Genomic DNA, 12,673 nt, shown 5'->3' on the forward strand with positions numbered 1-12,673 from the left:
CCATGCTCATTCCCGTGATTCTTTCCGGCGGTGCCGGGACGAGGTTGTGGCCGGTGTCCCGCGAGGGCCATCCCAAGCCGTTCATGCTATTGCCCGACGGCCAGTCGCTGCTGAGCAAGACCTACCGGCGTGCCGCGGGGTTGTTCGACGGCCGGGGCGACATTGTCACCGTCACCAATCGCGAGTACTACTTCCAAAGCCGCGACCACTATCAAAGCGCCCACCTGGAGCGTTATCGCGGCCACTTCGTACTCGAACCCACGGGCCGCAACACCGCACCTGCCATCGCCACGGCCACTCTCGCGGTGCAGGCTCTGCACGGCGACGAGGCGATCCTGGTGGTCATGCCTGCCGATCACTTGATCAAGGACGAGGCGGCCTTCAAGACATCCGTCGAACATGCCGTGGAACTGGCCAAGAATGGCCATCTGGTGACCTTCGGCGTGCTGCCCTCGACGCCGGAAACCGGCTTTGGCTATATCGAACGGGGCCAGCCCCTGGATACCAAGGGCGCGGCAAAGGTCGTACGTTTCGTCGAAAAACCCGATTTGCCGACCGCTACGCACTATCTGGAAAGCGGTCGCTTCCTGTGGAATTCGGGGATGTTCTGCTTCTCGGTCAAAACCCTGCTGGCGGAGCTGCATATCCACGCTCCCGAGCTGTTGGAACAGGCGCGCGCCTGTGTCACGGCCAGCACGGCGGTGGAAACCTCCGGTTGTGTGCAGCAGGAGTTGTCCGCGGCGCATTTCGCTGAAATGCCAGACATCTCCATCGACTATGCCTTGATGGAACGCTCCGCCAACGTCGTGGTGATCCCGGCCGCCTTCGATTGGAGCGATATCGGTTCCTGGAGCGCCATCGCCGACCTGGTGCCCGCCGACGGGCAAAACAACCGCGCCACCGGCGAAGCCCTGTTTATCGACAGCCAGAACAACTACGTCCAGAGCGAAGGCCGCCTGGTGGCCGCCCTGGGCGTGGAAAGCCTGATCATCATCGACACCGCCGACGCCGTGCTGGTGGCCCATGCCGACCGCGCCCAGGATGTTCGCCGCGTCGCCCGGCAACTCAAGGACAAGGACCACGAAGCCTATCGCCTGCACCGCACGGTCAGCCGTCCATGGGGCAGTTATACCGTCCTCGAAGAAGGGCCACGCTTCAAGATCAAGCGCATCGTGGTCAAGCCTGGCGCGTCGCTGTCGCTGCAAATGCACCATCACCGCAACGAACACTGGGTAGTGGTCGAAGGCATGGCCAAGGTCACCAACAACGGCTCGGGCTCGCACCTGGTCGCCAAGAACGAATCGACCTTCATACCCGCCGGCCACAAGCATCGCCTGGAAAACCCCGGTGTCATCGACCTGGTCATCATCGAGGTCCAGAGCGGCGAATACCTCGGGGAAGACGACATCGTCCGCTTCGAAGACCATTACGGCAGGGCCGTCTGATGTTGCTGAGCTTGCAACGCACACTGTGGAGCTACCGCGGCTTCGTCCTTGGCAGCGTCAAGCGCGAGTTCCAGGCACGCTATCGCAATTCGTTGTTCGGCGCGTTGTGGACGGTGCTCAACCCGTTGTCGATGATCCTCGTCTACACGGTGATTTTTTCCCACATCATGCGTGCCCGCCTGCCCGGGGTCGAAGATGGCATGGCCTACAGCGTCTACCTCTGCGCCGGGCTGCTGACCTGGGGGTTGTTCGCGGAAATCACCACCCGCAGCCAGGGCATGTTCCTGGAAAACGCCAACCTGCTGAAAAAGATCAGCTTCCCCCGGATCTGCCTGCCGGTGATCGTGCTGTTCAACGCCGGGATCAACTTCGCGATCATCCTCGGGTTGTTCCTCGGCTTCCTGCTGATCACCGGGCGCTGGCCAGGCATGACCTTGCTGGCCCTGGTGCCGCTGCTGGCCCTGCAAGTGATGTTCGCCGCCGGGCTGGGCATGCTGCTGGGAATCCTCAATGTGTTTTTCCGCGATGTCGGGCAGTTGTTTGGCATTTGCCTGCAATTCTGGTTCTGGCTCACGCCGATCGTTTACCCGATGAGCATCCTGCCGCCATCGATCCAGCACCTGCTCGCCTTCAACCCCATGACCGCCTTGATGCAGAGCTACCAGAACCTGTTTCTCTACAACCAGTGGCCGGTCTGGAGCTCGCTGGTGCCATTGCTGGTGGTCGCCCTGTTGTTGTGCGCCTTGGGCCTGCGCATGTTTCGCCGGCGCGGCGGTGAAATGGTGGATGAACTCTGATGGGGCATTTGCGCGTCACCGGCCTGGGCAAGGCCTACAAGCAGTACCCGAACCGCTGGAGCCGGCTGTTCGAGTGGTTGATCCCCTTTTCCCGCCAGCGCCATCAACTGCACTGGATCCTGCAAGGTGTGGATTTCGAGATCCAGCCCGGGGAAGCCGTCGGCATCGTCGGGGTCAACGGTGCCGGCAAAAGCACCTTGCTCAAGATGATCACCGGCACCACCCAACCCACCTGCGGTCACATCCAGTTGCAAGGCCGCGTCGCCGCGTTACTGGAATTGGGCATGGGCTTTCATCCCGACTTCACCGGCCGCCAGAACGCATTCATGGCCGGCCAGTTGCTGGGCATGCAAGTGGAGGAAATCGAAGCCTTGATGCCCGAGATCGAGGGATTCGCCGAAATCGGCGAGGCCATCGACCAGCCGGTACGCACCTACTCCAGCGGCATGCAGATGCGCCTGGCGTTCAGCGTCGCCACCGCCCGGCGCCCGGACATCCTGATCGTCGACGAAGCGCTGTCGGTGGGCGATGCCTACTTCCAACACAAGAGCTTCGAACGCATCCGCAGCTTCCGCAAGGCCGGCACCACGCTGCTGATCGTGTCCCACGATCGCTCGGCGATCCAGTCGATCTGCGACACCGCCATCCTGCTTGAACACGGGCGCATGGCCATGCGCGGCAAGCCGGAAGAGGTGATGGATTACTACAACGCGATGCTGGCCCAGCGCGAGGGCCAGGTGGTTCGCCAGGAGATGCTCGCCAACGGCCAGGTCCGCACCATTTCCGGCACCGGCGAGGCCGGCATCGTCGATGTGCAACTGCTCAACAGCCAGGGGCAGTCGGTGGAAGTGGCCGAGATCGGCCAGCCGATGGTGTTGCAAGTACGGGTTGAAATCCGCCAGGACATCGAGCGGCTGGTGCTGGGCTTTTTGATCAAGGACCGGCTTGGCCAGCCCATGTACGGCATCAACACCCATCGCCAGGACAAAGCCGTGACCGACCTCAAGGCCGGCGAACAGATCACCTTCCGTTTCAGCTTCGACATGCGCCTGGGCAAGGGCAATTACTCCGTCGCGCTCAGCCTGTCGCGGCTGGACTCGCACCTGGACCGTAATTTCGAATGGCGCGACTACGGGTTGGTGTTTCACGTCATCAATAATCGCCAGGAGGATTTCGTCGGCTGTTCCTGGCTCCAGGCCCGGACCAGTATCCAGCGTTCGAGCCAGACTGCCGTCGAGGCGTTGCCGCAAAAGGAGTTGCCATGAGCCGTCTGTTGGTGGAATGCACCTATGTCTATGAAAATCCAAAGGCAAACTCCGGGATCCAGAGGGTCGTGCGCAATGTCATCCGCGAGCTGCCCGCCAAAGACCTGGAGCGCGAATGCATTCCCGTCGTGATGCTGCAAGGCAAGCTCTACGAGGTTAAAAGCCTGGCACCACCGCCCAAAAAAGCATGGGACCTGGCCAGCCTGCGCGCACGGCTGGAGCAAGCAGCCAATCTGTTCTGGCTCAGGCACCGGACGCTGGAATCGCGCTTCCCCTTCAGCCAGTCGGTCTGGGCTCGCCGCCTGCTATATGTCGGCTGTCGGCTGTTTGTCTTTGGCTGCCTGAGCCTCCCGATTCGTCTGCTCAATCTGCTTCTCAGGCACCGGCAAATCCCGGCGCGCATCGTGCCGCTACAACACCGGGCCGGGGACCAGTTGGTGTTGCTGGACTCCTCCTGGCACGCCGATTTCTTTCCTCTGGCCGAACAGCTCAAGCGTGATGGCGTCGGGATCATCTCGGTGGTCTACGACCTGATTCCCCTGACCCATCCACAATTCTGCGACGCCGGGCTGGTGAGGGTGTTCAACCGTTGGTTCGATTGGATCGCCCGCACCGCCGACGGCTACATCGCCATCTCCACCACCATCCGCGACCAGCTTCGCCAGGAAATGGTCCGGCGCATTGGCGAACAACAGGTGCGCGAGCGCTGGTTCGACTATTTCCACCTGGGCAGCGAACTGGACCTGATTGACGCCACTCAACCCGTCGACCCCAACCTGCTGCGCCTGTTCAAGCGCCCCGAACCGGTGTTCCTGATGGTCAGCACCATCGAGCCGCGGAAAAACCACGCCTACCTGATCGACGCATTCGAGCGGGCCTGGGCCGCCGGTTCACAGGCGCGGTTATGCATCGTCGGGAAGATCGGTTGGAAGTGCGAGGCCCTGATCGAACGTATCGAGCGTCATCCACAACTCGACAGCCGTCTGTTCATGTTCAACAACCTGGCGGACCATAGCCTGGAACACGCCTATCGACATGCCACTGCGCTGGTGTTCCCGTCCTACGTGGAGGGCTTCGGCCTGCCGTTGGTGGAGGCCATGCAACGCGGCTTGCCGGCCATGGGCAGCGACATCGCGGTGTTTCGAGAAATCGGCGGTGACTTCATGGCCTACTTCGATCTCGCTGAACCCCAAAGCCTGGCGGACCTGGTCATCGACATGGAACACACCGGGGTATTTCCGGCCAAGCGCAACCTGGATCAATGGCAATGGCTGAGTTGGCGCCAGGCCAGTGCGCAATTGGTGGAGCGGATCGAGCGACACATCGACGAAGCCATCGTCGACAGGGAAACAGCATGCGGATAGCCCTCAACGCGCGCATTCTGCAGGCGCCACGCACCGGCATCGGCCACTACGTAGCCGAACTGGCGACGGCCTTGGCCCGGGAGCCGGATGTTCAGTTGTCCCTGTTCCACGGTTGGGGCTGGAGCCCGCAGTTGCCGCCAACAGCCAAGCCTGGTTATTCAAAACTCAGCCCCTTGCTGCGACGGGTTCCGGGCGCCTATCAGGCGCGGCGCTGGCTGGAACAGAAACGCTTCGATCAAAGTCGTTCGAAGGCTATCGACCTGTATCACGAACCCAGCCTTTGGCCGCTGGCCTTCGAAGGGCCGACGGTGATCACCCTCCATGACCTCACGCACCTGCGTTACCCCGAGACGCAACCGCCGGCACGCCTGAAGGAAATCGAGCGACGGCTCAGCCGCGCGGTGGAACAGGCGCAACTGATCCTGACCGACTCACAGTTCATCGCCGATGAAGCCCAGCAGCATTTCGGCCTGCCCGCCGAGCGCCTGCAGGTCGCGCCGCTGGGCGTAGCGGCACGTTTCCACCCGCGCGAACCGGAAGCGATCGACACCGTGCTCAAGGCCCATGGCCTGGAGTACGGCCGATACTTTCTCTGCGTCGGCACCCTGGAGCCACGCAAGAACCTGTCGTTGGCCCTGCGCGCCCATGCCGGGCTCCCTGAGTCCGTGCGTCAGACCTTTCCTTTGTTCATCGTAGGAATGAGCGGATGGCAGCAGGCACAGCTCAATGATGAGTTGAAACGCGCCCTGGCTGGCGGTCATGTTTGTCTGGCGGGTTATCTGCCTGACGAACAGGTCGCCCAACTGTTGGCGGGGGCACGGGCACTGGTGTTCCCGTCGTACTACGAAGGCTTTGGCCTGCCGGTGCTTGAAGCCATGGCCAGTGGCACGCCGGTGATCACCACCCGCTGCTCGGCGATGCCGGAAGTGGCCGGGCCAGCCGGTGTCTATTGCGAGTCCGACGATCCGCAAGGCATGCGCGACGCCATGGCGCGCTTGATTGAAGATCGCCTGCACTGGCAGGCATGTCGGGAAGCGGGATTACAACAAGCCGCGCTGTTTTCCTGGGAACGCTGTGCAAAAGTCACTGCCCACGCGTATCGCCAGGTCTTGGGAGGTTGAATGCGAGTCCTGCACTTTTACAAAACCTATTTGCCAGACTCCATGGGCGGCATCGAACAGGTCATCTTCCAGCTGTGCGACAGCACTGACCGGTTGAGTATCGATAACACCGTGTTGGCCCTGAGCAGGCAGCCGGCCCCCGAGCCGATCAAGATCCGTCAGCATGTCGTGCATCAAGCCCGAATGGACTTCCAACTGGCGTCCACCGGTTTCTCCTACAGCGTTTTCAAGAAATTCCGTGAGCTGGCCGCCGAAGCGGACGTGATCAATTACCACTTCCCTTGGCCGTTCATGGACTTGGTGCACTTTTGCAGTGCCGTGAAAAAACCTTACGTCGTGACCTACCATTCCGACATCGTGCGCCAGCGACACCTGCTCAAGCTCTATCGGCCGCTGATGCGACGCTTCCTGGACGGCGCTGATCGTATCGTCGCGGCCTCGCCGAACTATGTTCATACCAGCGATGTGCTCAAGGAATACCGTGCCAAGACCCGGGTCATCACCTACGGGCTGAACAAGAGCAGTTATCCACAGGCTGACGCCGAACGCATGGCTATGTGGAAAGCAAAACTGGGCGAGCGCTTCTTTTTGTTCGTGGGGGTGATGCGTTATTACAAAGGCCTGCACATCCTGCTCGACGCCCTCAAAGGCGTGGATTACCCCGTGGTCATCGTGGGCGCCGGCCCACTGGAAACACAACTGCATGCCCAGGCCGCTGCACTGGGCCTGCGCAACCTGCATTTCCTCGGACGCCTGGGAGACGAAGACAAGGTCGCATTGCTGGAACTGAGTTATGCCATCGTGTTCCCTTCGCACCTGCGCTCCGAAGCCTTTGGCATCTCCCTGCTCGAAGGCGCGATGTTCGGCAAGCCGATGATTTCCAGCGAAATCGGCACCGGCACCAGCTACATCAATATCAATGACGAAACCGGCCTGGTGGTGCCCCCGAGCAACCCCGAGGCATTCCGCGAGGCGATGCGCACCCTGTGGGAAAACCCGACGCAGGCCCAGGCAATGGGCGCCAGGGCTGAAGCTCGTTACCGCCAGCTGTTCACGTCCGAAGAGATGGGCCAAAAATGGGTGCAGTTGTACGAGGAACTGCTGGAGGAAAAGGCGCTTTCCTATGCCTGATCCCCCAACTGGATCCGTGTTTCTACCGGGACATAGCTCACCCTGTGGCGAGGGAGCTTGCTCCCGCTGGGCTGCGCAGCAGCCCCAAAGCCGACACCGCAGCCATGCCAGGCACACCGCGCGCCCTTTTCAGGGGGTTGCTTCGCAACCCAGCGGGAGCAAGCTCCCTCGCCACACAGCCCCCCATTCAAATGCTCAGGCGTGCTTTTGCAACCCGACAACCGTACGCGGCATGCCCACGAACCCGGGCAAGGCTTCGATCCGTGCCAGCCAGGCCCGCACGTTGGCATAGTCCTCCAACGACACATTGCCTTCCGGTGCGTGGGCGATGTAGCTGTAGCCGGCGATGTCCGCGACGGTCACCGTATCTCCCGCCAGAAAAGCACGGCTGCTCAATTCCTGATCAATGACTTTCAACACAGTGTGAGAACGGGCAATCACATCCTCGGCGTTGTAGGCCGCGCCAAACACCGTGATCAGTCGCGCCGTGGCCGGCCCCGCATGGATCGGTCCGGCCGCCGCCGACAACCAGCGCTGCACCCGGGCGGCGCCGACCGGATCGGTGGGAAGCCAGCGGCCCTTGCCATATTTATGCGCCAGGTACACCAGGATCGCGTTGGAATCCGCCAGCACCACACCGTCATCGGCAATGACCGGCACCTGGCCAAACGCATTGAGCGCGAGGAAATCCGCCTGTTTGTGCGCGCCCTTGGCCAGGTCGACGAAGACCTCCTCGACCGGTAACCCGAGCAGCGAAAGCATCAGTTGGACGCGATGGGAATGGCCGGAAAGCGGGAAGTGATAGTGCTTGATAGGGTTCATGGTCGACTCCGCTGGAAGTGACGCCATCAGCACAACGGCGTCGATGGGGTCATCTTCCGCTCCGGGCCAACACAAGAGAATCACCCGCAAATGCAATCCATTGTTTCAGCCAGGGAAATAATACTTCAGCCGCTCAAGGCCGGATGTTCGCGCAACGCGCTGACGACGAAGTCGACAAAACTGCGGACCCGCACCGGCGCGTTGCGTCCGCCCTGGTACACCACATGGATCGGCAGAGGTGGCAACTCGAAATCGGCCAGGACGATTTCCAGTTCACCGGCGGCCACATTGCCCGCCACCTGGTAAGACAGAACTCGCGTCATTCCCAGCCCCTGGCAGGCGGCGGTGATTGCCGCCTGGTTGGCCGTCACCACCAGCCGAGGCACGGGTCGGACGGACAACGGTTGGCCTGAATCGATGAAGGTCCAGCTTTTGACCTGGCCAGTGGCCGACGACGCCACCACGGGCATTTGCTCTAGGTCATCCGGATGCCGGGGCCGCCCGTGGCGTGCGAAGAAATCCGGGGAGCCGCACACCACTCGCCGCACTTCACCGACCCGCACGGCGTGCAGGTTGCTGTCCGGCAGCTCGCCAATGCGCAGGGCAACGTCGATGCCCTCCTCCACCAGGCTGACCGTACGATCCAACAACAAGGCGTTAATGCTGACCTCGGGGAACCGGTGCAGGTAATCCACCAGCAACGGCGTGACGAACAACTGGCCAAACAGCACCGGCGCGGTAATCGTCAATTGCCCGCGGGGCTGGACGTGACTGCCGGCCGCCGAATCCTCGGCTTCCTGCAAATCGCTCAGGATCCGCCGACAGTCCTCGAGAAAGCGCTGGCCGGCTTCGCTCAAGTACACATTGCGAGTAGTGCGCACCAGCAATGGCGTGCCGATACGTTGCTCCAACCCCGCCACCGCCCGCGTGACACTGGCCGCCGACAGGCCCAGGCGCCGCGCCGCCGCCGAGAATCCCGACTCCTGGGCCACGGCGAGAAAAACCTGCATTTCCTGGAACCTGTCCATCCATCCCCCGATGAGAAATCCTGATACAAGTTTTCCGCGCGCCTTAAAACAGCGCCACGCGGCCATTGTAGAGGCCTGCGCCAGTGAACCACAGCGTAGCGCAGCCAGACACCGGGACATTGGCCCGTCCAGGGGCGGCAGCCCTTGGTACCATCCCTCCTTATGACAATTTCATGACCGAAGGAAGACTCCCCGGTGGGAGCGAGCTTGCTCGCGATAGCGTCGGGTCAGCCGCAATCCATATGGACTGACATACCGCTATCGCGAGCAAGCTCGCTCCCACCGGGTGAGTGGTGTTGTTCAATGGATTGGCTTCAACCGAAAGGCCTGTTTCTTGTGAATATTATTTATCGCGCTTCAACCCACCCTCGCGCCGCCCTTATCACCCTGATTGGCTGCGTATTACTCGTCCCCATGGGCCTGCGTCTCGCCTTGGGCTGGTCCGACCCGCTGGGCTATCTATCGGACCTGGGCATCGGTGGATTAATGATCGCGCTGCTTTACCGTCGTCCCTGGTGGCTGGTACTGCCAGTATTGCTGGCCTGGAGCGCGTTGACACTGGCCAGCATCGAGTTGGTCAGTGCGGTCGGGCGGATGCCCAATCCTTCGGACATTCATTACCTGACCGACCCGCAGTTCGTTGAAAACTCCACCAGCGGCGGCTTCGCCCATCCGTGGCTGGCCGCGATCCAGTTGGCTGCGCTGGCGTTCTGGCTGGTGACCCAATGGACCCGCCGCCCACGCCTGTCGCCACGCTTGCCGCGCCACGCCTGGGCCGTGCCGGTGTTACTCCTGCTGAGCCATGGCGCGCTGCAAGCCTGGCGTCCCAGTGAAGCGGACCAATGGAACGTGTTCAACCTGCCTCACCAACTCGTCACCGCAGGTATCGCCGCCGGGCAGGACCAAGCCCGGCAATGGCTCGACGGCGATGCCGTGGACCCCGCCCCACCCATGGCGGGGCTGACCCGCCTGGACCTCGATGGCAACAGGCTGCTGGCCGAACCGGGGCGAGCGCGCAATGTCCTGATCATCGCCCTGGAGGGCATTCCCGGCGCCTATGTAAGCGCCAACCGCCAAGCCTTGAAAAGCAGCTACCAGGACAACCTGATGCCGCACCTCAGCGCCTGGGCCGAGCGCGGCATGAACACCCCCGATTACGTCCTGCACAGCCACCAGACCATCCGTGGTTTGTACGCGATGCTGTGTGGCGACTACGACAAGCTCGACGACGGCACGCCCAAAGGCGTCGAAATGCTCAACCAGACCCAGCGCAACCAAGCCTGCCTGCCGGCCCAGTTGCGCCAGAACGGCTTTTCCACGCATTTCCTCCAGGGCGCGGGCCTGCGGTTCATGGCCAAGGACCGGATCATGCCGCACATCGGCTTCGACACGACCCTGGGCATGGAGTGGTTCACCCGCCCCGCCTATCTGGAATTCCCCTGGGGCAAGGACGACAAGACCTTCTTCGAAGGCGCGCTGGACTACGTCGGGCAACTGCAACAAGCCGACAAGCCCTGGATGCTGACCTTGCTGACCGTGGGCACGCATCAGCCCTACTCGGCGCCGGATGACTACCTGCAACGCTACGACACCGCCAAGCAGGCAGCGGTGGGTTACCTGGACGACGCACTGGCGAGCTTCCTGGCGGGCCTCGAACGCCAGGGCATCCTGGACAACACCCTGGTGGTCATCACCTCGGACGAATCCCATGGCATCGACGATGTGCGGCTGGCCTCGTCCTGGGGGTTCAACCTGACGCTGGCGCCGGAACCGTTGCCCCGGATCAAGTCAGGCACCTACGGCCATGTGGACCTGACCGCCTCGATCCTCGATTACTTCGGTTTTACGGTGCCCATGTCGTTGTCCGGTCGCTCGCTGTTCAGGGACTACCCGACGGGCCGGGAAATCATGTCGTTCACCAACGGCAAGCTGCGCTACCACGACGGCAAGGCCACGTTTACCGAGTGCGATTTCCTCCAGCATTGCCGTTACTACAGCAGCCCAGGCTTCATCGCCGACCGCGCCACCTACGGCGGGCAATACAGCGGCCAGCGCGCCCGATTGATCAGCGCCCGGGCCACGGCCCTGGACCAGACTCTGTTGCGCACGCCCCTGAACCAGCATTATCAGTTCGGCAGCGCCGATCAAATCCCGCTGCCGGCCCAGGTCACCAACGACTGGACCGACAACCTGATCGGTGCCCAATACCTGGAAATGCCCAAGGGTTCACAGACCCGCGTCAGCCTGACCATCCGCACCGTGGAGGCTGACCATGCCGCCTACATATCCCTCAAGGCCAAGGAGTTCGAGCAGGATGTGTCGATGGACCTGCCGACCGAGGTGGCGGTGACACCCGACCAGCCCCTGGTGATGAACATCAGTTTCGACAACCCGCAACAGCGCAAGGCGTTTTCCTTCCATTTGCTCGGTCATGGGGTCGGCGCCATCGAGATCAGCGACTTCAGCGTCGTGACCGAACTGCCGGACCAGACGGATCAGCCGCAATACCTGGACGATATGCAGGAAGACAGCGAGGCCCAATCCAGCTGAACAAAAAACGCGCAGCCATGGTTGCGCGTTTTCATGTCCGAGGTGGACTTGATCAATGCTTGATCAATTGCATGATTTCGAACGCGTTCAATGCGGCTCCTCGCAGTAACTGGTCGCCGCTGATGAACAAGTCCAACCCGTACTCGCCATAGATCAGGTTGTAGCGAATCCGCCCGACTTCCACCGCGTGCTTGTAGGTTGAAGTCATGGGCATCGGATAAGCGCCGTACTCCGGCTCGTCCACCACTTCAACCCCCGGTGCGTTGCGTAACAGTTCGCGCACCTGCTCCAGCGACTGGATGGGTGTGTTGAACCGCAGGCTGAGGCTCTCGGCATGGGAGCGCAAGGTCGGCACCCGCACCGCGGTCGTGCTGATCGCCAGCGTCGGTTCGTCGAGCACCTTGCGCAACTCCCAGACCACTTTCATTTCTTCGCGGGTGTAACCATTGGCTTCGAACGAATCGACCTGGGGAATCACGTTGAAGGCCAGGTTATGGGCGAAGTACTCGCTGTCATCGCGGTCGCCATAGTCGCTGAAGGACTTGGCCTTCTCCCGCAGCTCCAGCATCGCCGGCTGCCCTGCCCCACTGGCCGCCTGATACGTAGAAATGATCGCGCTCTGCAGCCCGAACGCGTCATGCAGCGGACCCAGCACCATCAACGCAATAGCAGAGGAGCAATTGGGGTTGGCGATCAGTTTTTCACCCTTGTAACGCTGACCGTTGATGGGTGGCACCAGTAGCGGAATCGCCGGGTGATAACGGAAGGCCGAGGAGTTATCGATGACATAGGCGTTCTCAGCCAGACGCTCGCCGTATTCCAGGGCAAAGGCCCCGGAAACACACAGGAAGACGATATCGCACGAGGCACAACTCTCGACCGAAAAGGCTTCGATCAGGTGTTCGACATGACCCACCTTCAAGCGCTTGCCGGCCGAACGGCCCGAGGCCATGCACCGCACTTCATAATCGGTATCTTCAAGCAATTGCAGCATGGTCATGCCCACTGCACCGGTGCAGCCCACCACGGCGACTTTCTTCATTTCCCGTCCCTTATCCACCTGTGCAAAGGCTCAACCGTCTTGGTTTTCCTGATTGCCTGGGATCGATTGTAGGGAGACGGGCCTGTCCGCTACAGTGCAGCGCAAGAC

10 protein-coding genes are annotated in these 12,673 nt (G+C 61.7%); 7 read left to right on the plus strand and 3 right to left on the minus strand.

Annotated features, from left to right (window positions below; all coding sequences use genetic code 11):
- Window positions 1-2 precede the first annotated feature (2 nt).
- The 6 genes from AC515T_RS28890 to AC515T_RS28915 are packed head-to-tail and all read left to right on the plus strand — an operon-like array spanning window position 3 to window position 7,123.
- The gene (locus AC515T_RS28890; RefSeq protein WP_496530926.1) at window positions 3-1,445 is read left to right on the plus strand and encodes a mannose-1-phosphate guanylyltransferase/mannose-6-phosphate isomerase; all 1,443 of its coding nucleotides are present in this window, start codon (window positions 3-5) and stop codon (window positions 1,443-1,445) included.
- The gene (locus tag AC515T_RS28895) at window positions 1,445-2,242 is read left to right on the plus strand and encodes an ABC transporter permease (RefSeq protein WP_496530927.1); all 798 of its coding nucleotides are present in this window, start codon (window positions 1,445-1,447) and stop codon (window positions 2,240-2,242) included. Before AC515T_RS28890 ends, AC515T_RS28895 begins: the two co-directional genes overlap by 1 nt.
- Window positions 2,242-3,507: an ABC transporter ATP-binding protein gene (locus tag AC515T_RS28900; protein WP_496530928.1), complete on the plus strand. Its 1,266-nt coding sequence runs from the start codon at window positions 2,242-2,244 to the stop codon at window positions 3,505-3,507. Before AC515T_RS28895 ends, AC515T_RS28900 begins: the two co-directional genes overlap by 1 nt.
- Complete coding sequence (locus AC515T_RS28905) at window positions 3,504-4,871, plus strand: glycosyltransferase family 4 protein (protein ID WP_496530929.1); 1,368 nt, start codon at window positions 3,504-3,506, stop codon at window positions 4,869-4,871. Before AC515T_RS28900 ends, AC515T_RS28905 begins: the two co-directional genes overlap by 4 nt.
- Window positions 4,862-5,992, plus strand: coding sequence for a glycosyltransferase family 4 protein (locus AC515T_RS28910; RefSeq protein ID WP_496530930.1), 1,131 nt, complete (start codon window positions 4,862-4,864; stop codon window positions 5,990-5,992). The genes AC515T_RS28905 and AC515T_RS28910 overlap by 10 nt, the downstream gene beginning before the upstream one ends.
- Entirely contained in the window at window positions 5,993-7,123 is a 1,131-nt protein-coding gene (locus AC515T_RS28915) for a glycosyltransferase family 4 protein (protein WP_496530931.1), read from the plus strand. It begins immediately after the preceding gene.
- Between the two features lie 195 nt (window positions 7,124-7,318).
- Here the strand turns inward: AC515T_RS28915 and AC515T_RS28920 are convergent, their stop codons facing one another.
- Window positions 7,319-7,945 carry a glutathione S-transferase family protein gene (locus AC515T_RS28920; RefSeq protein WP_496530932.1) on the minus strand — a complete coding sequence of 209 codons (627 nt, stop codon included), beginning with the start codon at window positions 7,943-7,945 and terminating at the stop codon, window positions 7,319-7,321.
- Between the two features lie 125 nt (window positions 7,946-8,070).
- On the minus strand, window positions 8,071-8,973 hold the full coding sequence (locus tag AC515T_RS28925; protein ID WP_496530933.1) for a LysR family transcriptional regulator: 903 nt from the start codon (window positions 8,971-8,973) through the stop codon (window positions 8,071-8,073).
- A gap of 336 nt (window positions 8,974-9,309) precedes the next feature.
- On the opposite strand from AC515T_RS28925, the gene AC515T_RS28930 reads away from it, so the two are divergent.
- Window positions 9,310-11,523, plus strand: coding sequence for an LTA synthase family protein (locus tag AC515T_RS28930; protein ID WP_496530934.1), 2,214 nt, complete (start codon window positions 9,310-9,312; stop codon window positions 11,521-11,523).
- Window positions 11,524-11,575: 52 nt separating this feature from the next.
- On the opposite strand, the gene AC515T_RS28935 is transcribed toward AC515T_RS28930, so the two are convergent.
- Complete coding sequence (locus tag AC515T_RS28935; protein ID WP_496530935.1) at window positions 11,576-12,565, minus strand: aspartate-semialdehyde dehydrogenase; 990 nt, start codon at window positions 12,563-12,565, stop codon at window positions 11,576-11,578.
- Window positions 12,566-12,673: the final 108 nt, after the last annotated feature.

The organism is Pseudomonas sp. FSO-7 (assembly GCF_059579345.1).

What these genes read in the sequence shown, in the direction of transcription:
- AC515T_RS28915 (WP_496530931.1), top strand. Translation starts at nt 5,993, where the DNA reads ATGCGAGTCCTGCACTTTTACAAAACCTATTTGCCAGACTCCATGGGC.
- AC515T_RS28900 (WP_496530928.1), top strand. Translation starts at nt 2,242, where the DNA reads ATGGGGCATTTGCGCGTCACCGGCCTGGGCAAGGCCTACAAGCAGTAC.
- AC515T_RS28910 (WP_496530930.1), top strand. Translation starts at nt 4,862, where the DNA reads ATGCGGATAGCCCTCAACGCGCGCATTCTGCAGGCGCCACGCACCGGC.
- AC515T_RS28935 (WP_496530935.1), bottom strand. Translation starts at nt 12,565, where the DNA reads ATGAAGAAAGTCGCCGTGGTGGGCTGCACCGGTGCAGTGGGCATGACC.
- AC515T_RS28895 (WP_496530927.1), top strand. Translation starts at nt 1,445, where the DNA reads ATGTTGCTGAGCTTGCAACGCACACTGTGGAGCTACCGCGGCTTCGTC.
- AC515T_RS28925 (WP_496530933.1), bottom strand. Translation starts at nt 8,973, where the DNA reads ATGGACAGGTTCCAGGAAATGCAGGTTTTTCTCGCCGTGGCCCAGGAG.
- AC515T_RS28905 (WP_496530929.1), top strand. Translation starts at nt 3,504, where the DNA reads ATGAGCCGTCTGTTGGTGGAATGCACCTATGTCTATGAAAATCCAAAG.
- AC515T_RS28920 (WP_496530932.1), bottom strand. Translation starts at nt 7,945, where the DNA reads ATGAACCCTATCAAGCACTATCACTTCCCGCTTTCCGGCCATTCCCAT.
- AC515T_RS28890 (WP_496530926.1), top strand. Translation starts at nt 3, where the DNA reads ATGCTCATTCCCGTGATTCTTTCCGGCGGTGCCGGGACGAGGTTGTGG.